Source organism: Intrasporangium sp., assembly GCF_039812505.1.
GTDB lineage: Bacteria > Actinomycetota > Actinomycetes > Actinomycetales > Dermatophilaceae > Intrasporangium_A.
Genome location: NZ_JBDIAQ010000012.1, coordinates 1 through 24,423, shown reverse-complemented (window position 1 = coordinate 24,423; position 24,423 = coordinate 1). Strand labels below are relative to the sequence as shown.

Genomic DNA, 24,423 nt, shown 5'->3' with positions numbered 1-24,423 from the left:
CACCGCCGCCGGACGACGCGAGAGGCAACGCGATGAGCCAGGCCCACCCGCAGACCAGCCCGAGCCGGGCGGTCGCGCTGGCCGCGGTGCGAGACCGCGGCCGGGCCACGGTCACCGACCTCGCCGGGGACACCGGGCTGTCGCGACCGACCGTGGAGGCCGCCCTGGCCCAGCTCAAGCCCACCGGGCTGGTGCGGCTGGACACGCATCGGGTGCCGGCCGGCGAGCAGGGCGGTCGGCCCGCCCGGGCCTACTCGTTCCGTCCGGACCAGGGCGTCGTCGTCGGGCTGGACCTGTCCCGGGGCGAGGGCCGCGTGCTCGTCTCGGACCTGGCCGGCCGGGTGCTGACCACCACCGGTCCCGGATGGGCCTCCCCGAGCGATGCCGAGCCGGAGCTGGCGCCGGTCGTCGGGCACGTCCGACAGGCCCTGGCGGCAAGCGGCCACACCATGGCCGACGTGCGGGCCCTCGGCCTGGGTGTCGGCGGTCTGGTCGACGAGCGCGGAGTGCTGACCGCCTCCCCGACGGTTCGCGCCTGGCGCGACGTCAACCTCGCCGAGCGGCTCACAGCACTGCTGGACGTCCCGGTGGTCGTCGACAACGACCTGGCCCTGGCCGCCACGGCCGAGTCCCGGACCGGGTCGCTGGCCGGCGCCCGTTGCGGCGTGTACGCGATCACCTGGCACCATGTCTCGGCGCGGATCGTCGTCAACGGGCAGCTGCTGCGTGGGCGACGCCGGCAGGCCGGTGAGGTCGGGCTGCTCAACTCCTTCAGCGACCTGCCGATGCCCGCTGGCAGCCTGGTCGAGGCGACCGCCGCCATCAGCTCCGACCTGGACCGGCTGCGCCGCGACCCGGGTCACGCAGCCGGGAACACGGCGCTCGCGGGCCTGGTCGAGGCGATGACCCCGGGCATCGCCGCCCTCGTTTTGGTCGTGGACCCGGACGTCGTCGTGCTCGGCGGCGAGCTGGGCCGCCACGCGGACCTGGTCGCCCCCCGGCTCGCGCGGGCCGTGGCCGGTTTCGCCAGCGGGTTCGTCCTGGACGCCGAGATCACCGGCGGGCGGCTCGGGCTCGACGCCGTCGCGCTCGGCGCCCTTTACCAAGCCTTTACCCGGTTCTCAACTGAGATCTATGTCACATCAGGGGTGCCGGCGCCTAGACTTCGCCTCGGCACTCATGCGTCGACCACCTCCACACCCTCCAGGAGCACCACGTGACGACCATGACCGACCCTCCTGCCTTCACCGTCGCGCTGGTGGGGGTCGGGGCCCGAGCCGGGCTGGCCCGGCATGTCGACGCGGCGGGGGCGACCCTGGTCGCGACCGTCGATCCCGACCCCGCGGCCGGCCACCGGGCCGACCGGCTGCTCGGCCCCGGCCTGCCCCGCTACGACGACGTGCCGCAGCTGCTGGCTCACCACCCCGACCTCGACGCGGCCATCGTGGCCAGCCCGGACGACACCCACCACGAGGTCGCCACCCGGTTGCTCGAGGCCGGGATCGCCGTGTACGTCGAGAAGCCGCTGGCGATCACCACCGACGACGCCGACGACCTGCTCGAGACGGCGCACCGGTCCGGTGCCAGGCTCTACGTCGGGCACAACATGCGCCACATGCACGTGGTGCGGCTGATGAAGCAGATCATCGACCGCGGTGAGATCGGCGAGGTCCAGGCGATCTGGTGCCGCCACTTCGTCGGTTCCGGAGGCGACTTCTACTTCAAGGACTGGCACGCCGACCGGAGCCACGCGACCGGCCTGCTGCTGCAGAAGGGCGCCCACGACATCGACGTGATCCACTGGCTGGCCGGCTCGTCGACCCGTGAGGTGGTCGCGATGGGCGACCTCATGGTCTACGGACGGGTCCGGTCCCGGCGCGACAACACCGACCGCACCATGTGGGACTGGTACTCGACGGACAACTGGCCGCCGCTGTCCCAGACCGACCTCAACCCGGTCGTCGACGTAGAGGACATCTCGATGATGACGATGCGCCTGGACAACGGGGTGCTCGCCAGCTACCAGCAGTGCCACTTCACGCCCGACTACTGGCGCAACTACACGGTGATCGGCACGCAGGGCCGGCTGGAGAACTTCGGGGACGGCGAGGGCGGCGAGGTCCGGGTGTGGAACGCGCGCACCGGCTACCTCGAACGGGGCCACGTCCAGTACCCCATCGTCGGCGACTCGCGAGGACACGACGACGCCGACGTGCTCACGGTCGCAGAGTTCGTCCGGTTCGCCCGGGACGGCATCCCCACCGACACCTCACCGCTGGGCGCGCGCGACGCCGTGGCCGCCGGGGTGGCCGCGACCTGCTCGCTGCGGTCCGGGTCGGCGCCGCAACGGGTGCCGCAGGTGCGCGACGAGCTGGCCGGCTACTACCGCGGCCACCAGAGGCGGGTGAGCGCAAGTGCTTAGGTATGCCACGCGGCGGATCCTGCTGATGGTCCCGACCCTGGTCGGGTCCACGTTCCTGGTCTTCCTGCTGGTCTTCCTGGTGCCGGGCGACCCGGTGCTGGCCCTGGCCGGCGACAAGCGACTGTCCGAGTCGAGCATCCGGGCCATCCGCGAGCAGTACAACCTCGACGACCCGTTCCTGGTCCAGTACTTCAAGTGGCTCGGCAACGTGCTGCACGGCGACTTCGGCTACGACTTCAACAACAACTCGGTGACCGACCTGATCGCGTCGGCCTTCCCGTACACCATGGCGCTGGCGCTGTCCGCCTTCTGCCTCAAGCTGGTGATCGGGGTGCTGATCGGGGTCTGGGCCGGCCTTCGGGAGGGCCGCGCCCCCGACAAGTTCAACCTCTTCTTCACCATCTTCTTCCTGGCCGTCCCGGGCTTCATCATGGCCTACCTCGCCCAGTACGTCTTCGGGATCAAGCTGCACTGGCTACCCATCTCCGGCGTCCGGCAAGGCTTCCCGATCGCGTTCGTCATGCCCGCCCTGGTGCTGGCCCTCGAGACTGCCTCGCCCCTGGCGCGGCTGACCCGGACCAGCCTGGTCGACGTGATGCGCGCCGACTTCATCGTGACCGCGCAGGCCAAGGGCGCCTCCCCGGGGCGGGTGGTGTGGCGGCACGCGCTGCGCAACGCCTTCCTGCCCGTGGTGACCTATCTCGGCCTCAGCCTGGCCAGCCTGCTCGGTGGGTCCGTGCTGATCGAGACGATCTTCAACCTGCCCGGTCTGGGCGGCACGCTGTCCGACGCGATCACGCTGCAGCAGGGGCCCGTGGTGGTCGGCGTCTCCGTCTTCCTCCTGCTGTTCTTCCTGCTCAGCTCGCTGATCGTCGACCTGCTCTACCCGCTCATCGACCCGAGGGTGCGCCATGCTTGAGAACACCGAGTCCGGCACCGCCGTCGAGGTGGGCACCGGCCCGGCCGGCACGCAGCGCCGCCGGGGCCGCGTCGAGGCGCTGCTCCTGTCGAGCTGGCGACGTCCGTTCCTGGCCATGGCGCTGCTGATCATCGCCGTGGTGTCCGTCATGGCCATCGCGCCGACGCTGTTCACCAGCATCGACCCGCGCGACTGCGACCTGTCGATGTCACGGCTCGGGCCCGGCCCGGGACACCCCTTCGGGTTCGACATGCAGGGCTGCGACTACTACAGCAACATCGTCTACGGCGCGCGCACCTCGATGCTCGTGGGCGTCCTGGTGGCCGGGCTCACCTTCGTGATCGCCCTCGTGGCGGGATCGCTGGCGGGGTACTACGGCGGCATCACCGACACGGTGATCTCGCGGGCCGCCGACATCGTGCTCGGCGTGCCGGTCACCATCGCCAGCCTGGTCATCCTCTACCAGTTCAAGTCGCGCGGGGTCGGCACCATCGTCTTCGTGCTCGTGCTGTTCACCTGGGCGGGCACCATGCGCTACCTGCGCAGCACCGTGCTGCAGGTCAAGCAGCTCGAGTACGTCCAGGCCGCGCGCATCCTCGGGGTGGGTCGGCTCCAGAACCTGCGACGCCACGTCCTGCCCAACGCGATCACCCCGCTGATCGTGATGTCGACGCTGAGCGTCGGTGCGGGGATGACGGCGGAGGCGGGCTTCTCGATCCTCGGCGTCGGCATCAAGCTGCCCGCCTTCTCGTGGGGCCTGCAGATCGCCGCGGCCAGCTCCGACGGCAACTGGCAGATCGCGCCGCTGCTGATGCTGTTCCCGGCGCTGATGCTCGCGCTGACCACCCTCGCCTTCGTCGTGCTCGGCGAGAACCTTCGTGACGCCCTGGACCCGAGGAGCGCCTGATGTCATCGAACCTGCTGGAAGTGCGCGGGCTGAGCGTGCAGTTCCGTTCTGCCGAAGGCCCGCTCACCGCGATCGACGACCTGTCCTTCACGATCGGGCACGGCCAGGCGCTGGCCGTGCTCGGGGAGTCCGGCTCCGGCAAGAGCGTCACCGCCAAGGCGATCATGGGGATCCTGCCGCAGCCGGCCGCCAAGGTCACCGCCGGCCAGGTGCTGCTCGAGGGCGAGGACCTGCTGGCCCTCACGCCGAAGCGGCTGCGGGCGGTGCGCGGCGCGAAGATCGCCATGGTGTTCCAGGACGCGCTCACCTCGCTCAACCCGGTGGTGCCGGTCGGCGCCCAGATCGCCGAGATGTACCGCATCCACCGCGGTGACAACCGACGCGACGCACAGGCCAAGGCCGTCGAGATGATGCGTGCCGTGCGGATCCCCGACGCCAGGAACCGGGCCGCGGACTACCCGTTCCAGTTCTCCGGAGGGATGCGCCAACGGGTGATGATCGCCATGGCGCTCGCGCTCGACCCGCAGCTGCTGATCGCCGACGAGCCGACGACCGCGCTCGACGTGACCGTCCAGGCCCAGATCCTCGACCTGCTGCAGGAGCTGCGCTCGGAGCGCGGCATGGCCCTCATGCTCATCACGCACGACCTCGGAGTCGCCAGCCAGGTCGCCGACGAGGCCCTGGTCATGTATGCCGGCTCGGCGGTCGAGCGCGCGCCGATGGCCGAGCTCATGCAGCGGCCCTCGCACCCGTACACCCTCGGCCTGCTCAGCTCGGTGCCCGGCCCCGAGCACCGCGCCAAGGACCTGCCCACCATCCCCGGCCTGCCGCCCCTGCTGAGCAACCGGCCGACCGGATGCAGCTTCCACCCGCGGTGCAGCTTCGCAACGGACCTGTGCCGGCAGACCCGGCCGGCGGTGGTCGCCGGCCTGCCCGGACGAGAGGTGGCCTGCCACCACTGGGAGGAGGTGGCGCACCGTGACGACGCCACTGCTCGAGCTTGACGACGTGCACCAGACCTACCGGCCCAAGGGCTCGATCTTCTCGCGTGGGCCGGCCGGGCTGGTCCATGCGATCAGCGGGGTCACCCTGACGATCAACTCCGGTGAGACGGTCGGCGTGGTCGGCGAGTCGGGCTGCGGCAAGTCGACGCTGGCCCGGATGGTCGTCGGGATCGAGGACCCGAAGCAGGGCGCGGTGCGCTGGAAGGGCGCCGACGTGTCCACCCTGCGGGGGCCCGAGCGAAAGGCCTTCCACCGCAGCATCCAGCTCATCTTCCAGGACCCGTTCGCCTCGCTGGACCCCCGCCGGACGGTGGGCCAGTCGATCGCCGAGGGGATCCTGGCGCACGACCTGGTCCCCGGCGACGCGGTGGAGGACCGCGTGCAGCAGCTGCTGCGGCAGGTCGGCCTGCTGCCGGTCCACGCGCGGCGCTACCCCCACGAGTTCTCCGGCGGCCAGCTGCAGCGGGTCGGCATCGCCCGCGCCCTGGGCGTAGAGCCGGAGGTGCTGGTCTGCGACGAGCCGGTCAGCGCCCTGGACGTCTCGGTGCGGGCCCAGGTGCTCAACCTGCTCAACCAGCTCAAGACGGAGCTGGGCCTGGCCATCGTGTTCATCGCGCACGACCTCGACGTGGTGCAGCACATGTCCGACCGCATCGTCACGATGTACCTGGGCAAGATCGTCGAGCAGGGCCCGTGCGACGCGGTCTACGAGTCGGCCGGCCACCCCTACACCCGCGCCCTGCTCTCGGCGGTCCCGAAGAAGCCGGCTCCCGGCTACCGGATCGACCGGGTGGTGCTCGAGGGGGACCCGCCCTCACCCATCAACCCGCCGCCCGGCTGTCCGTTCCACACCCGGTGCTACGCCGCCATCGCGAAGTGCTCGACCGTGGTACCCCCGTCGGTCGACCTCGGCGACGGGCATCGCGCCACCTGCCACCTGGCCGAAGAGGTCAGCCGGTCCCGGGTCGGGCAGCCCTACAGCGTCGTCTGACCACCACTCCCGCCATACCCTGATCGACCCCCAACCCCCCTCCTCGAGAGAAAGATCCCGACGTGACCAAGACCCGAGTCCTCATCGCCGCGGCAGCCGCGGTCCTTGCGCTGCCCGCCTGTTCGCTCAACGGGCAGAACACGCCCCAGGGTGCCGACGGCGGTGGGGGCGGCGACGGCCGCACCCACTCCAGCACGGTGACCTCCGTCATCAGCACGGCCAGCTCGCCGAGCCGTTCGATCGAGCGGATCACCGGGGCGCAGAACCCCGGCAGCCAGGTCGCGATGGCGCTCTGCGAGCCGCTGACCGGCATCGACGAGGCGGGCAAGGTGTTCATGCGCGCGGCCTCGTCGGTGAAGAGCACCGACCAGAAGACGTGGACGATCAAGCTCGCCGAGGGGCGGACCTTCTCCGACGGGACCCCCATCACCGCCAGGACCTGGGTCGACACCTTCAACTTCATCGCGCTGGGCAAGAACGCGATGCCCAGCAACTACGCGTACATCGACATCCAGGGGTATGACGCCCTCAACCCCGCCGACCCCAAGGCCAAGCCGTCGACCGACAGGCTTTCCGGCCTGAAGGTGGTCGACGACAACACGTTCACGCTGACGATGAACAAGCCGTACAACGACGTGCCCTACCTGCTGGCGACCCTGCCGTTCTGCCCAATGCCCGCGAGCGCCTTCAAGGACCCGACCGCCTACGACCGCAAGCCCGTCGGCAACGGCCCCTATCTGCTGAGCAAGCTCGACCCGAAGGTCGAGGCCGTCCTCACCCTGGACCCGAAGTACAAGGGCTGGGTCCCGGAGGGTGCCGCCAAGACCCTGGTCTTCAAGGTGTTCACCGACACCAACACCGCCTACCAGGACGTCGTCGCCGGCAACACCGACGTGCTGCGCAGCCTGCCCCCGGGCCTGGCCGCCCAGGCCAAGAACGCGCTCGGCGACAAGGGCCTGACCGCGATCAAGAGCAACACGCTCGAGACCTACATCCTCTGGCCGACCTACCTCGACAAGAAGTTCCCGAAGGAGGTCCGCGAGGCCTTCTCGATGGTGACCAACCGGGAGGCGATCTCCAAGAACCTGTTCCTCGGCTCGAGCAAGGCCGCCGGCTCGCTCATGCCGGACTCCGTCAGCGCGTACCGCGCGGACGCCTGCGGGGCCACCTGCAAGTTCGACCCCGAAGGTGCCAAGGCGAAGATCAAGCAGGCCGGGTTCACCGGCAGCATCCCCGTGCTGTACTCCGCCGGCAACACGACCGACGCCGCTACCGCGCTGGCGATCTCCAACGAGGCCAAGAAGATCGGCCTCGACGTGGAGCCACGGCCCACCCCTGCCGCCGAGCTCGGTGACTCGATCAACGAGTACCGCCTCGAGGGACCCGCGATCACGCTCTGGGGCTCGTCGTTCCCGTCCGCCTCGGAATGGATCGCCTCGATCATGGTCGACGCCAACTACCGGCTGAAGTACCAGAACCCGACGGCGTCCGCCGAGGTCGCCAAGGCCTGGGCCGCCACGACCACGGCGGAGGCCGACAAGCACTGGCAGGCCGCCGAGGACTCGATCCTCAAGGACCAGGTCATCCAGCCGCTCTACTACCAGGTGATGTACATCGCGCACAACGAGTGCGTGACCCCGCACTCGGCCGGTGGCGACATGCAGATCTACCGCACCGCGATCACCTGCCCGATCAAGGACTGACCCACCGGTCAGCCCGTCCGGCCGCGCGTATGCGGACCGTCGGCGCCCGTGCCGCCCGTGGGCTGCGCGGGCGCCGACCCGTCGGTCCCGGCCGGCCGAGGCGCCACGTGGGAGCAGGCCCGCACTCCGTCGGCAGGTGAGCCCGGGGGAGCGGGGACGGCGCCGCGACGGGCTCTGACCCGTTACCGTGCACGAGGATGAGGTCATGACGGGCGATGGCGGCGCACCCGTGAGCACGGCGGACCCGGTCCGCACTCTGGTGCTGCTCGGTCTGCGGCGCCAGCTCGAGGACCTGCGCGAGCACTCCGAGACCGGTCGGGACGGACCGGCAGCCCGGATCCACGACCTGCGCGCCGACTGCCGTCGGTTGCGCTCGCTGCTGGGCACCTTCGCGGGCGTGTTCCGAGCCGGGCCGGTCGGCCCGGTCTGCACCGAGCTGCGTTGGGTGGGACACACGTTGGGCCGGGCCCGGGACGCCCAGGTGCTGCACCAGCACCTTGAGGAGATCCTGCGCAGCCAGCCGCCGCAGCTCGTCCTCGGGCCGGTGCCCCGACGACTGCACGTCCATCTCGCGGCAGAGGAGCGGGTCGGCACCGAGGACGCGCTCGCGGCCCTGCACGGCCCACGCTACGCACGCCTCGTCGACCGACTCGAGTCGCTGGCCGAACGCCCGCCCTGGAGCCCGCGGGCCGACGAGAGGATCTTCCGCGCGGTGCCGCGACTGCTCCGCGTTGACGCGCGGCGCCTCGAGCGGGCGCAGCGTCGGATGGGTGAGGTTCCCGAGGGTCCGGACCGTGACGCCGCGGCCCACGAGACCCGCAAGAAGGCCAAGCGCTACCGCTACGCTGCGGAGGCCCTCGTGCCCGCGTACGGTCACCACGCGGAGCTGATCGCGGCCCGGGCGCAGGCCGTCCAGAGGGCACTCGGGGAGCATCACGACGCCGGGGAGGCGCGGGTGACGCTGCGCCGCCTCGCCGTGCAGGCCCACGAGGCGGGCGAGGACGAGTTCACCTACGGGCGCCTCGACGCGTTCGAGCAGGCTCGGGCGGCCCGGGCGTTGGCTGAGTTCGAGCGCGCCTGGCGAGAGCTGCCCCGCCGGCACCTGCGCAGGGTGCTGCGTGGTTGACCGACCCGGCCCGCGCCGGCAGGAGTGCTCGCACCGCGGGTCATGGCGCTACGTTGGAGCATGCGACTGACCCACCTCGGACACTCGTGCCTGCTGGTCGAGACCGCCGACCGGCGCATCCTGATCGACCCGGGCGGCTTCTCGGCCGGGTTCGAGCAGCTGCGCGGCCTGGACGCCATCCTCGTGACGCACAACCACGCCGACCACCTCGACCCCGAACGGGCTCGGGCGCTCATCCGGGCCAACCCCCAGGCGGTCGTGCGGGTGGACGTGCTGAGCGCGGAGAAGCTTGCGGGGGAAGGACTCTCGGTCGTACCCACGCGCGAGGGCGAGGACTTCGAGGTCGGCGAGGTGCGGATCTCGCCGGTGGGCGAGCAGCACGCCTTCAACCACGACCAGGCCCCCCAGGTCCCCAACGTCGGGTACGTCCTGCGGGCCGCCGGAGAGCCCACGCTGTTCCACCCCGGCGACGCGTATGACGCCCAGCCCGGCCCCGTCGACGTGCTCGCCCACCCGCTCAACGCGCCATGGTGTGCCGTCCGCGACTCCATCGCCTTCGTGGCCCGCGTCGCACCGGCGTGCTTCGTGCCGATCCACGACGCGCTGCTTTCCGAGCGGGGCAAGCAGATGTATGCCGGGCACGTCGAGAGCTTCGCCGGGGTGCCGGGCCTGACGCTGCGCTACCTCGGCGACGGGCAGTCCGGTACGTTCTGATCCCGGAGCTGTCGGAACCGACGGGGCAGCGCTGACGACGGGGGAGAGATGACGGACCTGTCGATGCTGCCGCCCCCCTCGGGCGAGTCGGCACCCGGACCCGCCGTCGCCGTGCGCGGGCTGGGCCGGCGCTTCGGCGACGTCGTCGCCGTCGCCGGCATCGACCTCGACGTGCCGCGCGGCTCGTTCTTCGGGCTCGTGGGGCCCAACGGCGCCGGCAAGACGACGACCCTGTCGATGGTGACCGGTCTGCTGCGCCCCGATGCCGGGACCGTGGTCGTGCTGGGCCACGACGTGTGGGCCGACCCCGTGGCGGCCAAACGGCTGCTGGGCATCCTGCCGGACGGGCTGCGGATCTTCGACCGGCTCACCGGGCTGCAGCTGGTGACCTACTCGGGCCTGCTGCGCGGGCTGTCCCGCGAGGTCGCCACCCAGCGCGCCGGCGAGCTGATCCGGGCCCTCGGGCTCGCGGAGGCCCGGGACAAGCTGGTCGTCGACTACTCCGCCGGCATGACCAAGAAGGTGACTCTCGCCGCGGCGCTCGTGCACGGGCCGAAGGTGCTCGTGCTGGACGAGCCGTTCGAGGCCGTCGACCCGGTGTCGGCGGCGACCATCCGGCGGATCCTCGCCGACTTCGCCGCCGCCGGGGGCACCGTCGTGCTGTCGAGCCACGTCATGGACCTGGTCGAGCGGATCTGCAGCCATGTCGCCGTCCTGGCCCGGGGCGAGGTCCTCGCGTCCGGCACCGTGGACCAGGTGCGCCGGGGAGCCTCGCTGGAGGAGCGGTTCGTCGACCTCGTCGGGGGCACGACCGAGGTGGAGGGACTGGAGTGGTTGCGCACCTCGTCCGACTGAAGCTGACGCTGCTGCGCAACATCTTCCGCCGCAGCCGGGCCCAGGCGATCGGTGCGATCCTGGGCATCGTCTACTTCGGTGTACTCGTGCTCACCCTCGGGGCCACGGTGGCCGCCCTGCGCACGATGCTGCCCGAGGCCCGCCTCTACGTGCCGCTCGGTGGGGCCCTGCTCGTCCTCGCGTGGGGGATCCTGCCGCTGCTGACCTTCGGGACGGACCCGACCCTCGACCCGGCGCGCTTCGCGACGTTCGCGGTTCCGTACCGGCAGCTGGCCGTCGGGCTCGTCCTCGCCGGGCTGCTCGGCCTGCCCGCCCTGGCCTGTGCGGTCGTGGTCGCCGGCACCCTGGTCACGTGGTCGGTATCGGTACTGGCCACGGTCGTCGCGGTCGTGGCCGCGGCCGTCGGCCTGCTCACCTGCGTGACGGTCAGCCGGTGGGTCTCCGCCGTTGCCAGCAGCGCGATGTCGAGCCGGCGCGGCAGGGACGTGACGGCCGTGCTGGGGCTCGTCATCGTCGTCGCGCTCGGCCCGGGACTGGCCCTGGGCGCCCAGGCCATGGGCCGCTTCGAGCGCATCATGCCGACCGTCGGGGCGGTGGCCGGCTGGACGCCGTTCGGCTGGATCTGGGCAGCGCCCGCCGACGTCGCGGTCGGGCAGGTCGCCAGCGGCCTGCTCCGGCTCGTCCTCGGCGTTGCCGTCCTGGGGGGGCTCGGGCTGCTGTGGCAGCAGGCCCTGCGCCGCCAGGTCGAGAACCCCACCGGCGTCGGCGGGCCCGTCACCGGAGCGGGACACCACGGCCTCGGCCTGCTCGGGCGGTTCCCCGGCACGCAGGCGGGCGCCATCGCCGCCCAGATCGCGACCTACTGGCAGCGCGACCCGCGCTACCAGGTCGGCCTGGTGATGGCGCCGCTCACCCCGCTGTTCCTGCTCGTCCCGTCGCTCGCCGGTGGCCCGGCGTGGCCGGCCCTGCTGATCGGACCGCTCCTCGGCTTCCTGCTCGGGTGGAGCGAGCACAACTCCCTCGCGTACGAGTCGACCGCGTTCTGGATGCACGTGGCCGCCGGCACCCGAGGACGGGTGGACCGCGTGGCCCGGCTCGTCCCGAGCGCCCTGCTCGCTGTCGTGCTGGTGCCCGGCTACAGCGTCCTGGGTGCGTGGCTCGGGCACCGGTTCGACCTGCTCCCTGCCGTGCTCGGGCTCGCCGTCGCGCTGGCCGGGGCCGGCTTCGGCATCTCGTCGGTAATGAGCGTCGTGCTGCCCTACCCCGTGCCGAAACCGGGCGAGAACCCCCTCACGACGCCGCCCGGCGGGCAGGGCGCGCGCCTGCTCGCCCAGACCGTCTCCAGCCTGGGCGCGGGCCTGCTCGCCTCCCCGGTCCTGGTCCTCGCCCTGCTGACCTGGTGGGGACGGCAGTGGGCGCTCTGGCCGACCGCGGTGGGCGGCATACTGCTCGGTGCCGGGGTGTTCGTCCTCGGGACCCGCGTCGGGGGGCGCGTCTACGACCGGCGCGCCCCCGAGCTGCTGCTCGGGCTCGTGCGGGACTGAGCTCAGCCCGACGCGACGGCGAGATCGACGGCGCGCCAGGCGGCGCCGATGATGCCGGCCTGGTTGCGCAGCCGGGCGGGCACGATCGGGGCCCGCAGCCGGAGCCGGGGCAGGAACAGGTCGGCGTCCCGCGAGATGCCGCCGCCGACGACGATCAGGTCGGGGGAGAACAACGCCTCGAGCGCCGAGTAGTAGCGCTGCAGCCGGTCGACGTACGCGTCCCAGGAGAGGCCCTCGCGGTCCTTGGCGGAGGAGGCCGCGCGCTTCTCGGCGTCGTAGCCGTCCAGCTCGAGGTGCCCGAGCTCGGAGTTGGGCACGAGCACGCCGTCGTGGATCAGCGCCGAGCCGATCCCGGTGCCCAGCGTGGTGAGGATGACCAGACCGTGCGCGCCCTGCGCCGCCCCATGGTGCAGCTCGGCGAGCCCCGCCGCGTCGGCGTCGTTCAGCACGGTCACCGCCCGGCCGGTATGCCGCTTGATCAGCGCCTCGGCGTCCGTGTCGACCCACGACGGGTCGATGTTGGCGGCCGACAGGACCCGGCCGCGGATGACGACGGCCGGCAGGGTCACCCCGATCGGCGAGTCGCCGGTCTGCTCGGCGAAGGCGTCGACGATCTGGTCGATCACCTCGGCGACCGCGTCGGGCGTCGCCGGCCTGGGCGTGGCGATCTTGAGCCGTTTCTGGGCCAGCCGACCCTGCTCGAGGTCGACCGGCGCTCCCTTGATCCCGCTGCCGCCGACGTCGATGCCCAGCGGGGTGCCCTGCCTGCCCATGGTGGTCCTTCCGTTGCGCCAGAGACTCCTGCGCAGAGACTACGGGAGCGTCAGGATCTCGTTGCCGTCCTCGGTGATGGCGATGGTGTGCTCGAACTGCGCGGACCGGCGCCGGTCCTTGGTCACGACCGTCCACGAGTCGTCCCAGGTCTCCCACTCGTGGGTGCCCAGGTTGAGCATCGGCTCGATCGTGAAGGTCATGCCCGGCTCCATGACCAGGTCGTAGCCGGGGGCCGCGTCGTAGTGGGGGACGATGACGCCGGAGTGGAACTCCAGCCCGATGCCGTGACCGGTGAAGTCGCGCACCACCCCGTAGCCGAAGCGCTTGGCGTAGCTCTCGATGACCCGGCCGATGACGTTCAGCTGCCGGCCCGGCCGGGCGGCGCGGATGCCGCGCAGCATCGCCTCGCGGGTGCGCTCGACCAGCAGGCGAGACTCCTCGTCGACCTCGCCGACCAGGTAGGTCGCATCGGTGTCGCCGTGCACCCCGTGCAGGTAGGCGGTCACGTCGATGTTGACGATGTCGCCGTCCTGGAGCGGACGCAGGTCTGGGATGCCGTGGCAGATCACCTCGTTGACGCTCGTGCACACCGACTTGGGAAAGGCCTTGTAGCCCAACGGGGACGGGTAGGCGTGGTGGTCCAGCAGGTACTCGTGGGCCACCCGGTCGAGCTCGTCGGTCGTGACGCCGGGCGCGACGTGCGCGGCGGCGGCGGCCATGGCACCGGCCGCGACGCGGCCGGCCACGCGCATCCGCTCGATCGTCTCGGCGTCCTTGACGAGGATGTCGCCGTCCTCCCGGAAGCGCGTCAGGCCGACGTAGTGCGGCCGCGCGATGTCCGCCGGCACGGCCCGCCGCGGGGTGACGGCATGGGGGGACACGCTTGCGAACCGAACCGGCATACGGTGGAGTCTAGGCGCCGGGCGCGAGCGAGCGACGGGCACCGGCGCATCCGGCGCAGGTCCGCCGGGCCCGGTCCAGGAAGGGCGACCGAGATGAAGTACTGGTACAACGTGGCTACCGGTGAGGTCCAGACCGACAAGACGCGCAGCCGGGGCGAGGTGGTCCTCGGGCCCTACGACACCGAGGCCGAGGCGCGCAAGGCGCTCGAGCAGGCCAGGGCCCGCACCGAGGCCTGGGACGAGCAGGACCGGGAGTGGAACGCCAAGGGCGCCTCGCCCGGCTGGCCCGGGGACGGGGCGCAGGGCTCCGGCTGACCGGGTGGGAGCCCGAGAAGGTAAAGGATTCCAAAAGTCTCGCGGCTGTGCCGCACGGGTGTCCCCGGGCCGTGGTCGAATACGTCTCGGCGCTGATCGGCGCCGGACCGACCAGGAGGACAGACCGTGGACAAGCGACATTGGAGCGGTGTCGCAGGCCTCGCAGTCGGCGCTCTCGTGGCAAGCACCCTCGCGGCCCCCTTCGCCGCGCAGGCTGCCCCCACGACCCGGGCACCGATGCCGGCCGACCCCGCCGCCGCCCAGGCGAACCGACCCGACAACCTACCCAACCCGCTCGCCGAGGCCCAGAGCCGGCTGCGCCAGGACGCGGTGCGCCAGCTCGTCACGGGCCAGGCGACGACCCGGGTGATCAACGGCAACCGGGTCATCGAGCTGAAGGCGGAGCGCACCGCCAAGGGGATCAAGGGAAAGGCGGCGAAGGCGCGGACCAGGTACGTCAACTACCCGGTCGATCGCGAGGAGAGCATCTTCACGATCCTGACGGACTTCGGGGACCGGACCGACCCACGGGCCGGCGGCACGCCCGGGCCGGCGCACAACGAGATCTCGCAGCCGGACCGGCTCTGGGACGGCAACAGCACCGACGACAACTCGACGTACTGGGTCGCCGACTTCAGTCGCCAGCACTACCTCGAGATGATGTTCCTCGACCCCGAGGACTCCTTCCGCGACTTCTACCTCAAGCAGTCCAACGGGCGCTTCCTGGCCAAGGGAGACGTGTCCGACTGGGTCAAGGTCCCCTACAACGAGGCCCGCTACGGCAGCAATGCCATCGCGGAGTCGAACGGCTACTGGAACTACGTCAAGGACACCGCGACGTCGTGGTACGACGCGCAGATCGCCGCCGACCAGAGCCCGGCGCAGATCCGGTCCTACCTGGCGCAGTTCGACAAGGTCGACCGCTACGACTACGACGGCGACGGCGACTTCAACGAGCCCGACGGCTACATCGACCACTTCCAGGCCATCCACGCTGGCGAGGGCGAGGAGGCCGGCGGTGGCGCGCAGGGCGCCGACGCGATCTGGTCGCACCGCTGGTACGCCTTCTCGAACAACGTCGGCAAGACCGGACCCGACTTCAACCGGCTGGGCGGGGTGCCGCTCGGCGACAGCGGCCTGTGGATCGGCGACTACACCACCGAGCCGGAGAACGGCGGGCTCGGGGTGTTCGCGCACGAGTTCGGCCACGACCTGGGCCTGCCGGACCTGTACGACACTGCCGGCGGTGACAACGGCACCGGCTTCTGGACCCTCATGAGCGGCGGCTCCTGGCTCAGCCGGAGCAGGACCGACATCGGCACGAAGCCCGGCTACATGGGGCCCTGGGAGAAGCTGCAGCTCGGGTGGCTCGACTACGCCACCGTGGAGCCCGGCAAGAACCGTACGGTCAAGCTCGGCCCGGCCTCCGAGGTGGTGCGCGACCGGTCCAGCAAGTGGCCCGACGCCTATGGCGTCAAACCGCAGGCGGTCGTCGTGCCGCTGCCGCCACGGACCCTGGTGACCGAGCGCAACACGCCGCACTCGGGCACGGGCGAGTGGTGGAGTGGTTACGGCAACGACCTGAACTCGACCCTGACCCGCACCATCGACCTGACCTCGGCGGCATCCTCCGCCTCGGTCGACGCGTGGGTGCAGGGCCGGCTCGAGGTCGGCTACGACTTCCTCTACGCCGAGGTCTCGACCGACGGCGGCTCGACCTGGGCCCAGGCGGGCAGCGAGGTCGACGGCACCTTCGGCTGGACCCGGAAGTCGTTCGACCTGAGCGCGTGGGCCGGGCAGCAGGTCGAGTTCCGGTTCCGGGTCGCGACCGACGGCGGAGTGGCCAGCGAAGCCTTCGTCGACGACATCGCGGTCACGGTCGACGGCGTGACCGGGCCGGTCGACGACGTCGAGAGCGGACCCGACGGGTGGACCGCCGACGGCTTCACGATCATCGACGGCACGACCTCGCGTGAGGTGCAGGACGTCTACTACGCCGAGAACCGCACCTACACCGGCTACGACGAGACGCTGCGCACGGGGCCCTACAACTTCGGCTGGGCCAGCACCAAGCCGAACTGGGTCGAGAAGTTCCCCTACCAGAACGGCCTGCTCGTCTGGTACAGCAACGGCGAGTACACCGACAACAACACCATCACCCACCCCGGCGCGGGGCTGGTCCTGCCGGTCGACGCCAGGCCGAAGGCGGTCAAGTTCCCCGGCACACCGGGCGGGGACGCGGTGCTGCTCGGCAACCGGCGCCAGCCCTTCGACGCCACGTTCGGCACGGAGCGCACCGACGCGGTGACCTTCCACCGCAACGGCTACGGGGTCTACGTCAGGTCGACCCCGGGGATCCGCACCTTCGACGACTCTGACCCGAACCGGTACTGGGACTCCGCGAACCCGATGGGTTCGACGAAGGTCGCCGGCGCCGGGGTGAAGATCACGGTCAGGTCGACGTCCCACCGGGGCGAGAACATGACGGTCCGGGTGGTCAACGGCTCGAAGTGAGCTGACGCCCCGTCGAGCCGGCCGGCTCGACAACACCGGGCCCCGGGTGCCACAACCCGGGGCCCGGTGGCTCATCCGGCCTCCGGCCCGCGTTACGTCCCGGTAACAGGAGTGCGGCAGGATCGGGCCATGAACCGTCAGGAAGAGTTCGTGCTGCGCACGATCGAGGAGCGCGACATCCGGTTCGTCCGGCTGTGGTTCACCGACGTGCTGGGCACGTTGAAGTCCGTGGCGGTCGCTCCCGCCGAGCTGGAGGGGGCCTTCGCCGAGGGCATCGGCTTCGACGGCTCGGCCATCGAGGGGCTCTCCCGGGTCTACGAGGCGGACATGCTCGCCAAGCCCGACCCGACGACCTTCCAGATCCTGCCGTGGCGGGGCGAAAGCCCCGGCACGGCGCGGATGTTCTGCGACCTGCTGCTGCCCGACGGCACCCCGAGCGTGGCCGACCCCCGTCACGTGCTGCGTCGGGCCCTGGACCACGCGGCCGACCTGGGGTTCACCTTCTACACCCACCCCGAGATCGAGTTCTTCCTGCTCGAGCAGCAGCGCGGCCCGCGTGGTCGCCCGGTTCCGGTCGACGACGCCGGCTACTTCGACCACGTCCCGCACGGCACCGGCCACGACTTCCGGCGGGCCGCCATCACGATGCTCGAGAGCATGGGGATCTCGGTCGAGTACAGCCACCACGAGGGTGCCCCGGGGCAGAACGAGATCGACCTGCGCTACGCGGACGCGCTGTCCACCGCCGACAACGTCATGACCTTCCGGACCGTCGTCAAGGAGGTCGCCCTGACCCAGGGGGTCTACGCGACGTTCATGCCCAAGCCGTTCTCGGACCACCCCGGCTCCGGCATGCACACCCACCTCTCGCTCTTCGAGGGTGACTCGAACGCGTTCTACGAGCCGGGCGCGCCCTACCAGCTGAGCCGGACCGGGCGCCAGTTCATCGCCGGGCTGCTCACGCACGGCGCGGAGATCACCGCCGTCACCAACCAGTGGGTCAACTCCTACAAGCGGCTCTGGGGTGGCGGAGAGGCGCCGGCGCACCTGACCTGGGGGCACAACAACCGCTCGGCTCTCGTGCGTGTGCCGATGCACAAGCCCAACAAGGGTCAGTCGACCCGGATCGAGGTGCGCTCCCTCGACGCGGCGTGCAACCCCTACCTCGCGTTCGCCGTGCTGCTGGGGGCCGGTCTCAAGGGGGTCGAGGAGGGCTATGAGCTGCCACCCGAGAGCGAGGACGACGTGTGGGGCCTGACCGACGCCGAACGGCGCGCCATGGGCATCAAGCCGCTGCCGGCCTCGCTCGGTCGGGCCCTGGAGGCGATGGAGGACAGCGAGCTGGTCGCCGAGCTGCTCGGCGAGCACGTCTTCGACTTCTTCCTGCGCAACAAGCGTCAGGAGTGGCTCGACTATCGCCGCGAGGTCAGCCGCTTCGAGCTCGACCGCTACCTGCCCCGGCTCTGACCGTGGCCGCCTCGGACCGGACCAGCTCGCTCGCCGGGCAGCTCGCCCGGCTCGGCTTCGACGACCTGCCCCGGGCCCGGTCGCTGCTCGACGATCCGGTGCTCGCCCTGCTGGGCGACGGCCCGCACGGTCTGCCCGCCGACCTGCTCGGCGCGGTCGGGGAGACGGCCGACCCCGACCTGGCGCTGCTCGGGCTGGTGCGGGTCCTGGAGGCGCTGACGAGCGCCGCGGAACCACCCGAGACCGGCCCCGCCGCCCTGGCCACCGAGCTGCGCACCGCCGGGCCCGGTCGCGACCGGGTGCTGGCCGTCCTGGGCGCCTCCTCGGCCTTCGTGGACCACCTGGTCCGACACCCGGGCCACTGGGTCTGCGCCGCCCGCGCGGAACCCAGGCCCGGGGAGCAGGTCCGCGCCGAGCTGGTGGCGGCGGTGACCGCGCCGGCCAAGCACACACCATACGACGCCCTGCGGATGGCCTACCGGTGCGGGCTGCTGCGGATCGCGGCACTGGACCTGACCGCCCCCGACCCGCTCGCCGTGCTGCCGGCCACCGGCGAAGCCCTCGCCGAGCTGGCCGAGGCCGCCCTCGAGGCGGCGCTCGTCATCGCCCGGCAGGAGCACGGTCCCGGGCACGAGGTCTGCCGGCTCGCGGTAATCGGGATGGGCAAGACCGGTGGGGGTGAGCTCAACTACGTCAGCGACGTCGACGTGATCTTCGTCGCCGAGCCGGCAGAGGGCGCCGACGAGCAGGACGCCCTGCGGATCGGGACCCAGCTCGCCACCGGTCTCATGCGGGCCTGCTCGACCCCGACCCCGGAAGGGTCGCTCTGGGCGGTGGACGCGGCGCTGCGCCCCGAGGGCAGGAACGGCCCGCTGGTGCGCACGGTGGCCAGCCACAAGGCCTATTACGAGCGGTGGGCCAAGACCTGGGAGTTCCAGGCGCTGCTGAAGGCCTGGGTGTCGGCCGGGGACCTCGAGGTCGGTCGGCACTACAAGGCGGAGATCTCCCCCCTGGTGTGGGAGGCCGCCGGACGGGCCGACTTCGTCACCGACGTGCAGGCCATGCGCCGCCGGGTGGAGCAGCACGTGCCGGCGGCCGAGGCGGCCCGGCAGCTCAAGCTCGGCCCGGGTGGGCTGCGCGACGTCGAGTTCAGCGTCCAGCTGCTCCAGCTCGTGCACGGCCGGACCGACCCGACGGTGCGGTCGGCGACCACGCTCGAGGCGCTCGCGGCCCTGGCTCGGGGCGGCTACGTGGGCCGCGACGACGCGGCCGCGCTCGACCGCGACTACCGTCACCTGCGCTGTCTCGAGCACCGGATCCAGCTCTACCGGCTGCGGCGCACGCACCTGATGCCCGAGTCCGCCGCGGACCTTCGTCGTCTCGGCCGGTCCATGGGCCACCGGCGCGACCCGGGTGCGGCCGTCGTGGCGGAACGGGTCGCGATCTCACGGGAGGTGCGCCGGATCCACGAGCGGCTCTTCTACCGTCCGCTGCTGGCCGCGGCGGCCCGGCTGACCCCGGACGAGGTGGGCCTGTCCCCGGCGGCCGCCCGCGAGCGGCTGTCCGCGCTCGGCTTCCGGGACCCGGCCGGCGCGATGCGGCACATCGAGGCGCTCACCACCGGGGTGAGTCGTCGGGCCGCCATCCAGCGCACCCTGCTGCCGGTGATGCTCGGCTGGTTCGCGGACGAGGCGGACCCCGACGCGGGTCTGCTGGCCTTCCGGCGGGTCAGCGAGAACCTCGGCACGACCCACTGGTACCTGAAGATGCTGCGCGACGAGGGCCGGGCGGCCGAGCAGCTCGCCCATGTGCTGGCCCGCAGCCGCCTGGCGGCCGACCTGCTGATCGCCTCGCCGGAGAGCGTCCGGATCCTCGGTGAGCGCGACGGGCTGGTGCCCCGGCCGCGCGCGGCGACCGCGGCCCGGATGCGCGCCGCCGTGGCTCGTCGGGAAGCGGCGGACGAGGCGATGCCGGCCGTGCGCGCCATTCGGCGCCACGAGCTGCTCCGGACCATGTTCGCCGACCTGACCGGTCGGCTCGAGACGACACAGGTAGGTCAGGCGCTGACCGACCTGGCCGCCGCCACCATCGAGGTGACCCTCGAGGTCGCGACGGCCGCGGTCGTCGCCCGGGACGGACCCTTCGGAGCGGACCTGCTGGTCGTCGGCATGGGCAGCCTCGGGGGGGCCGAGCTGGGCTATTCCTCGGACGCCGACGTCATGTACGTCCTGGGCCTGCACCCGGGAGCCGACGAGGCGGTGGCGCAGGGCCGGGCAACCGCGGTCGTCAAGGAGATGGCGCGGCTGCTCTCGGGCGCTGGACCGGATCCCGCGATGACCCTCGACGCCGACCTGCGGCCCGAGGGCCGGACCGGTCCCCTCGTGCGCAGCATCGCGGCCTACCGGTCCTACTACCAGCGGTGGGCCCTGACCTGGGAGTTCCAGGCGCTCCTGCGCGCCGCGCCGATCGCCGGACCCCCGACCCTCGCCCAGGAGTTCCTGCAGCTCATCGAGCCGCTGCGCTGGCCGAAGGGTGGCCTGGACCCGGCGCAGGTACGCGACATCCGCACCCTGAAGGCACGGATGGAGGCCGAGCGGCTGCCCCGAGGAGCCGACCCCAGCACGCACGTGAAGCTGGGCCAAGGGGGCCTGACCGACGTCGAGTGGACCGTCCAGCTGGCCCAGCTGCGCCATGCCCACGACCACCCGGGGCTGCGCGTCACCGGCACCCTCGCTGCGTTGCACGCCCTCGAGGAGGCCGGCCTCGTGACGACCTCCGACGCGGACAGCCTCCGGGAGGCGTGGCTGCTCGCGAGCCGCCTGCGCAACGCCGGGATGCTGTGGCGCGGACGGCCCGCGGACAGCCTGCCGTCGGACCTGCGCGACGCCGACGGCGTGGCCCGCATCGCCGGGCTGGAGCCCGGATCCGGGGGTCGGCTGAGCGAGGTTTGGCGGCGGGTCGCGCGTCGATCGCGACATGTTATGAGTTTCAACTTTTACGACTGACTGACGCAGGGTAGCGTGTGCTCGTGACCAAGGACGTGGGCAGCGCTGCGCCGTCCTTCGTTGACGTTCTGAGGGTGCCGAAGTACCTCCCGGTCTTCCTGGCGTCGGCGCTCTCGCTCTGGGGCGACAACATCGCGCGGATCACGATCGCCGCGATCGTCTTCCAGCGCACGAGTTCGCCACTTGCCGCCGCGACGACGCTCGCGGTCAGCTATCTGCCCGCGGTGTTCGGCCGCAGCCTGGTCGGGCCGGTCGTCGACCGGCTGCCCTACAAGTGGGTCATCGTCTGGGGGCACCTGCTGCGGGCGCTGTGCGTCGGCGCGCTGCTCGTCCTGGTGCTGACCGAGGCCAAGCTGCTGACGATCTTCGCCGTGCTCGTCGTCCTCGAGACGATCGGCGGTGCGGCGTCGGCATCGAGCATGATCCTGATGACCGACCTGTTCCCGGACCGGCAGTACTACGCGCGCGCGATCGGACTGAACGCGCTGTCCGAGCAGACCAACCAGGCGTTCGGCCTCGCGGTCGGAGGTGCCCTGGTCGCGTGGCTCGGCCCCGGGGTAGGGCTCCTCGCCGACCTAGTGTCCTTCCTGGTCGCGGCGATCACGATCTTGATCGTCGTCGAGCTGCGGCCGGTCTCGGGCGAGCGGGGCAAGGGGCTACCCGGGTTCGTGCGTGACCTGCACCGGGCGGCCGGCGACATGGTGCACCATCCCGTGCTGGCCCGGTTCATCCTGCTCAGCGTGGTCGCGTGCGTCGGCATCGCGGCCCCGGAGGCGCTGGCCGTGCCCATCGCCGGGGAGAGCTGGTGGGCCGGTCCTCTGATGGCCGCACCGGTGGCCGGTGCCGTCCTGGGCATCATCCTGATCACCCGGCGTGATGTGCGCTGGCAGAACAGCTCGCTGATCCCGCTCGCCATGCTGATGCCGCTGCCGCTCGTCCTGACGATGCTCCATCTTCCGTTCCCCCTGCTGGCGGCCCTGTGGTTCCTCAGCGGCATGCTGCAGGCCTTCATGGTCCCGCTGCAGGCGACCTTCACGCTGGTCACACCCGAGGCCCTGCGAGGCAGGATCTTCAGCCTCGCCGGCGCATTGTCGGTCGCCGCTGCCGCCGGGTCCTACCTCGGTGCGGGATGGCTAGCTCAGCACACCGGGCCGGAGGCGGCGGTCACCGTCTGCGCGGGGGTGTGTCTCGTGCTCGTCGCGCTCCTGGGGCTGCGCTGGCCGGAGGTCGCGGTGCGCCAGGCCGTCGAGGCCGCATACGCCCCTTCCGCCCCTGCGTCCACAGCCCGCGCCGCCTGAGAAGATCAGCCCCGGCCGAGCTCCTCGGCCGACCTCTTGCGGACCAGGGCAAACGAGACCGGCCCCTGATTCTGCGTCTCTGCAGCCCAGGGACCGGTCGGTTGGCAGCTGAGGCCTAGAGGTCGAAGTACATCTCGAACTCGTGCGGGTGCGGCCGGAAGCGGATCGGGTCGACCTCGTTCTTGCGCTTGTACTCGACCCACGCCTCGATCAGGTCCTTCGTGAAGACATCGCCCTCGAGCAGGTAATCGTGGTCGGCCTCGAGCGCGTCGAGCACCTCCGGGAGCGAGCCCGGGACCTGCTCGATCAGGGCGTGCTCCTCGGGGGGCAGCTCGTAGAGGTCCTTGTCGATCGGCTCCGGTGGCTCGATCCGGTTACGGATCCCGTCGAGCCCGGCCATCATCTGGGCCGCGAAGGCCAGGTACGGGTTCGCGGACGGGTCCGGGACCCGGAACTCGATCCGCTTGGCCTTCGGCGAGGTGCCGGTGATCGGGATGCGGACACACGCCGAGCGGTTGCGGGCCGAGTAGACCAGGTTGACCGGTGCCTCGTAGCCCGGCACGAGCCGGTGGTACGAGTTGACCGTCGGGTTGGTGAAGGCGAGCAGCGACGGGGCGTGCCGCAGCAGACCACCGATGTACCAGCGGGCGATGTCCGACAGCCCGCCGTAGCCGCGCTCGTCGTAGAAGAGCGGCTCGCCGTCCTTCCACAGCGACTGGTGCGTGTGCATCCCCGAGCCGTTGTCCCCGAAGAGCGGCTTAGGCATGAACGTCGCGGTGTGACCCTGGTGCCACGACGAGTTCTTGACGACGTACTTGAACTTCATCATGTCGTCGCCCGAGTGCAGCAGCGTGTTGAAACGGTAGTTGATCTCCATCTGGCCCGCCGTGCCGACCTCGTGGTGGCTGCGCTCGACGTTGAGCCCGACCTGCTTCAGCTCCGTGCAGATCCGGTCCCGGAAGTCGGCGAAGTGGTCGACCGGCGAGACCGGGAAGTAGCCGCCCTTGTAGCGGGTCTTGTAGCCGCGGTTGCCCCCCTCCTCGACCCGGCCCGTGTTCCAGGCCGCCTCGACCGAGTCGAGGTAGTAGTAGCTCGCGTTCGCCTTCGTCTCGAAGCGGACGTCGTCGAAGACGTAGAACTCCGCCTCGGCCCCGAAGAAGGCGGTGTCGGCGATACCGGTCGACTTGAGGTACTCCTCGGCCTTCTTGGCGATGTTGCGCGGGTCGCGACCGTACGGCTCGTCGGTGAACGGGTCGACGATCGAGAAGTTCATGATGAGGGTCTTGGCCGTGCGGTACGGGTCGAGGTACGCGGTGGCGACATCCGGCACCAGCTTCATGTCCGACTCGTGGATCGCCTGGAAACCGCGGATGGACGACCCGTCGAACATCTGGCCCACCGTGAAGAAGTCGATGTCGACGGTCTCAGCCGGAATGTTGAAGTGCTGCATGACCCCCGGCAGATCACAGAACCGGATGTCGACGAACTCGACACCTTCGTCCTTGATGTACGCGAGGACCTCGTCGGCTGAGCTGAACATCCAACCTCCTGAAGATGGGAGAGGCATCGGCCCATCGCGGCCACACCCCGTGCTGTCGGGACCCGACCCTACGCACCCGCCGTTTCCCGGCCATGACCCGAATGTTTCGCGCGTGTTACACGTTGCACGGGGGCAAGCCCCCGTGGGCCCCCATCCCGCCCGCCGGCGTCGCACGGGGGCCAGCCCCCGTGGGCCCCCATCCCGCCCGCCGGCGACGCACGGGTTGACATGCCCCCGTCCCGCCCACCGACGCCCCGAGCGCCACCGACAATCGGATCGCGGCCCGGAAGTCCGCGCCCAGCCACGTCCATCGCCACCGCTGTGGCCAGTCCCCTGACGCCGCGGGGAACTTTCCAACGTAGGCTGGCCGCGTGGTGGATCGCAGGGACGTCGGCTCGTGGCTCCAGGGCCCGGGCGCGCGCA

At 71.3% G+C, this 24,423-nt stretch carries 19 protein-coding genes; 16 read left to right on the top strand and 3 right to left on the bottom strand.

Going from position 1 to position 24,423, the window contains the following annotated elements; translation table 11 throughout:
- Positions 1-32 precede the first annotated feature (32 nt).
- The 11 genes from WMI84_RS03295 (at position 33) to WMI84_RS03245 (ending at position 12,185) form a co-directional block, all read left to right on the top strand.
- Positions 33-1,220, top strand: coding sequence for an ROK family transcriptional regulator (locus WMI84_RS03295; protein WP_347350580.1), 1,188 nt, complete (start codon positions 33-35; stop codon positions 1,218-1,220).
- Between the two features lie 5 nt (positions 1,221-1,225).
- Positions 1,226-2,422, top strand: a complete 1,197-nt coding sequence (locus WMI84_RS03290; RefSeq protein WP_347350597.1) for a Gfo/Idh/MocA family oxidoreductase — start codon at positions 1,226-1,228, stop codon at positions 2,420-2,422.
- A 25-nt stretch (positions 2,423-2,447) separates the two neighbouring features.
- Positions 2,448-3,341: an ABC transporter permease gene (locus WMI84_RS03285; RefSeq protein WP_347350579.1), complete on the top strand. Its 894-nt coding sequence runs from the start codon at positions 2,448-2,450 to the stop codon at positions 3,339-3,341.
- On the top strand, positions 3,334-4,248 hold the full coding sequence (locus tag WMI84_RS03280; RefSeq protein WP_347350578.1) for an ABC transporter permease: 915 nt from the start codon (positions 3,334-3,336) through the stop codon (positions 4,246-4,248). Before WMI84_RS03285 ends, WMI84_RS03280 begins: the two co-directional genes overlap by 8 nt.
- A complete protein-coding gene (locus tag WMI84_RS03275) occupies positions 4,248-5,252 on the top strand; it encodes an ABC transporter ATP-binding protein (protein WP_347350577.1) in 1,005 nt (334 codons plus the stop codon). The genes WMI84_RS03280 and WMI84_RS03275 overlap by 1 nt, the downstream gene beginning before the upstream one ends.
- The gene (locus WMI84_RS03270) at positions 5,227-6,243 is read left to right on the top strand and encodes an oligopeptide/dipeptide ABC transporter ATP-binding protein (RefSeq protein WP_347350576.1); all 1,017 of its coding nucleotides are present in this window, start codon (positions 5,227-5,229) and stop codon (positions 6,241-6,243) included. Before WMI84_RS03275 ends, WMI84_RS03270 begins: the two co-directional genes overlap by 26 nt.
- A gap of 62 nt (positions 6,244-6,305) precedes the next feature.
- Positions 6,306-7,946, top strand: a complete 1,641-nt coding sequence (locus tag WMI84_RS03265; RefSeq protein WP_347350575.1) for an ABC transporter substrate-binding protein — start codon at positions 6,306-6,308, stop codon at positions 7,944-7,946.
- Between the two features lie 205 nt (positions 7,947-8,151).
- Complete coding sequence (locus WMI84_RS03260) at positions 8,152-9,072, top strand: CHAD domain-containing protein (RefSeq protein WP_347350574.1); 921 nt, start codon at positions 8,152-8,154, stop codon at positions 9,070-9,072.
- 60 nt (positions 9,073-9,132) lie between these two features.
- Entirely contained in the window at positions 9,133-9,786 is a 654-nt protein-coding gene (locus WMI84_RS03255; protein ID WP_347350573.1) for an MBL fold metallo-hydrolase, read from the top strand.
- A gap of 48 nt (positions 9,787-9,834) precedes the next feature.
- Positions 9,835-10,641, top strand: coding sequence for an ABC transporter ATP-binding protein (locus WMI84_RS03250; protein WP_347350572.1), 807 nt, complete (start codon positions 9,835-9,837; stop codon positions 10,639-10,641).
- The gene (locus WMI84_RS03245; RefSeq protein WP_347350571.1) at positions 10,617-12,185 is read left to right on the top strand and encodes a hypothetical protein; all 1,569 of its coding nucleotides are present in this window, start codon (positions 10,617-10,619) and stop codon (positions 12,183-12,185) included. Before WMI84_RS03250 ends, WMI84_RS03245 begins: the two co-directional genes overlap by 25 nt.
- Positions 12,186-12,187: 2 nt before the next feature.
- Here WMI84_RS03245 and ppgK read toward each other — a convergent pair whose 3' ends face one another.
- Both ppgK and map read right to left on the bottom strand, forming a co-directional pair.
- Entirely contained in the window at positions 12,188-12,958 is a 771-nt protein-coding gene (ppgK, locus tag WMI84_RS03240) for a polyphosphate--glucose phosphotransferase (RefSeq protein ID WP_347350570.1), read from the bottom strand.
- Between the two features lie 39 nt (positions 12,959-12,997).
- The gene (gene map, locus WMI84_RS03235) at positions 12,998-13,861 is read right to left on the bottom strand and encodes a type I methionyl aminopeptidase (RefSeq protein WP_347350569.1); all 864 of its coding nucleotides are present in this window, start codon (positions 13,859-13,861) and stop codon (positions 12,998-13,000) included.
- Between the two features lie 93 nt (positions 13,862-13,954).
- Between map and WMI84_RS03230 the strand changes: the two genes are divergently transcribed.
- The 5 genes from WMI84_RS03230 (at position 13,955) to WMI84_RS03210 (ending at position 22,460) form a co-directional block, all read left to right on the top strand.
- A complete protein-coding gene (locus WMI84_RS03230; RefSeq protein WP_347350568.1) occupies positions 13,955-14,176 on the top strand; it encodes an SPOR domain-containing protein in 222 nt (73 codons plus the stop codon).
- Positions 14,177-14,353: 177 nt separating this feature from the next.
- Entirely contained in the window at positions 14,354-16,690 is a 2,337-nt protein-coding gene (locus tag WMI84_RS03225) for an immune inhibitor A domain-containing protein (protein WP_347350567.1), read from the top strand.
- A 129-nt stretch (positions 16,691-16,819) separates the two neighbouring features.
- Positions 16,820-18,157 carry a glutamine synthetase family protein gene (locus WMI84_RS03220; RefSeq protein WP_347350566.1) on the top strand — a complete coding sequence of 446 codons (1,338 nt, stop codon included), beginning with the start codon at positions 16,820-16,822 and terminating at the stop codon, positions 18,155-18,157.
- A gap of 2 nt (positions 18,158-18,159) precedes the next feature.
- Positions 18,160-21,162: a bifunctional [glutamine synthetase] adenylyltransferase/[glutamine synthetase]-adenylyl-L-tyrosine phosphorylase gene (locus WMI84_RS03215; protein WP_347350565.1), complete on the top strand. Its 3,003-nt coding sequence runs from the start codon at positions 18,160-18,162 to the stop codon at positions 21,160-21,162.
- A 23-nt stretch (positions 21,163-21,185) separates the two neighbouring features.
- The gene (locus WMI84_RS03210; protein ID WP_347350564.1) at positions 21,186-22,460 is read left to right on the top strand and encodes an MFS transporter; all 1,275 of its coding nucleotides are present in this window, start codon (positions 21,186-21,188) and stop codon (positions 22,458-22,460) included.
- A gap of 115 nt (positions 22,461-22,575) precedes the next feature.
- Here WMI84_RS03210 and glnA read toward each other — a convergent pair whose 3' ends face one another.
- A complete protein-coding gene (glnA, locus tag WMI84_RS03205) occupies positions 22,576-24,000 on the bottom strand; it encodes a type I glutamate--ammonia ligase (RefSeq protein WP_347350563.1) in 1,425 nt (474 codons plus the stop codon).
- Between the last annotated feature and the right edge of the window lie 423 nt (positions 24,001-24,423).

Excerpts from the sequence above, each read along its gene's own strand:
- WMI84_RS03295 (WP_347350580.1), top strand. The coding sequence starts at position 33 with ATGAGCCAGGCCCACCCGCAGACCAGCCCGAGCCGGGCGGTCGCGCTG.
- WMI84_RS03290 (WP_347350597.1), top strand. The coding sequence starts at position 1,226 with ATGACCGACCCTCCTGCCTTCACCGTCGCGCTGGTGGGGGTCGGGGCC.
- WMI84_RS03285 (WP_347350579.1), top strand. The coding sequence starts at position 2,448 with ATGGTCCCGACCCTGGTCGGGTCCACGTTCCTGGTCTTCCTGCTGGTC.
- WMI84_RS03280 (WP_347350578.1), top strand. The coding sequence starts at position 3,334 with ATGCTTGAGAACACCGAGTCCGGCACCGCCGTCGAGGTGGGCACCGGC.
- WMI84_RS03275 (WP_347350577.1), top strand. The coding sequence starts at position 4,248 with ATGTCATCGAACCTGCTGGAAGTGCGCGGGCTGAGCGTGCAGTTCCGT.
- WMI84_RS03260 (WP_347350574.1), top strand. The coding sequence starts at position 8,152 with ATGACGGGCGATGGCGGCGCACCCGTGAGCACGGCGGACCCGGTCCGC.
- WMI84_RS03255 (WP_347350573.1), top strand. The coding sequence starts at position 9,133 with ATGCGACTGACCCACCTCGGACACTCGTGCCTGCTGGTCGAGACCGCC.
- WMI84_RS03250 (WP_347350572.1), top strand. The coding sequence starts at position 9,835 with ATGACGGACCTGTCGATGCTGCCGCCCCCCTCGGGCGAGTCGGCACCC.
- ppgK (WP_347350570.1), bottom strand. The coding sequence starts at position 12,958 with ATGGGCAGGCAGGGCACCCCGCTGGGCATCGACGTCGGCGGCAGCGGG.
- map (WP_347350569.1), bottom strand. The coding sequence starts at position 13,861 with ATGCCGGTTCGGTTCGCAAGCGTGTCCCCCCATGCCGTCACCCCGCGG.
- WMI84_RS03230 (WP_347350568.1), top strand. The coding sequence starts at position 13,955 with ATGAAGTACTGGTACAACGTGGCTACCGGTGAGGTCCAGACCGACAAG.
- WMI84_RS03220 (WP_347350566.1), top strand. The coding sequence starts at position 16,820 with ATGAACCGTCAGGAAGAGTTCGTGCTGCGCACGATCGAGGAGCGCGAC.
- glnA (WP_347350563.1), bottom strand. The coding sequence starts at position 24,000 with ATGTTCAGCTCAGCCGACGAGGTCCTCGCGTACATCAAGGACGAAGGT.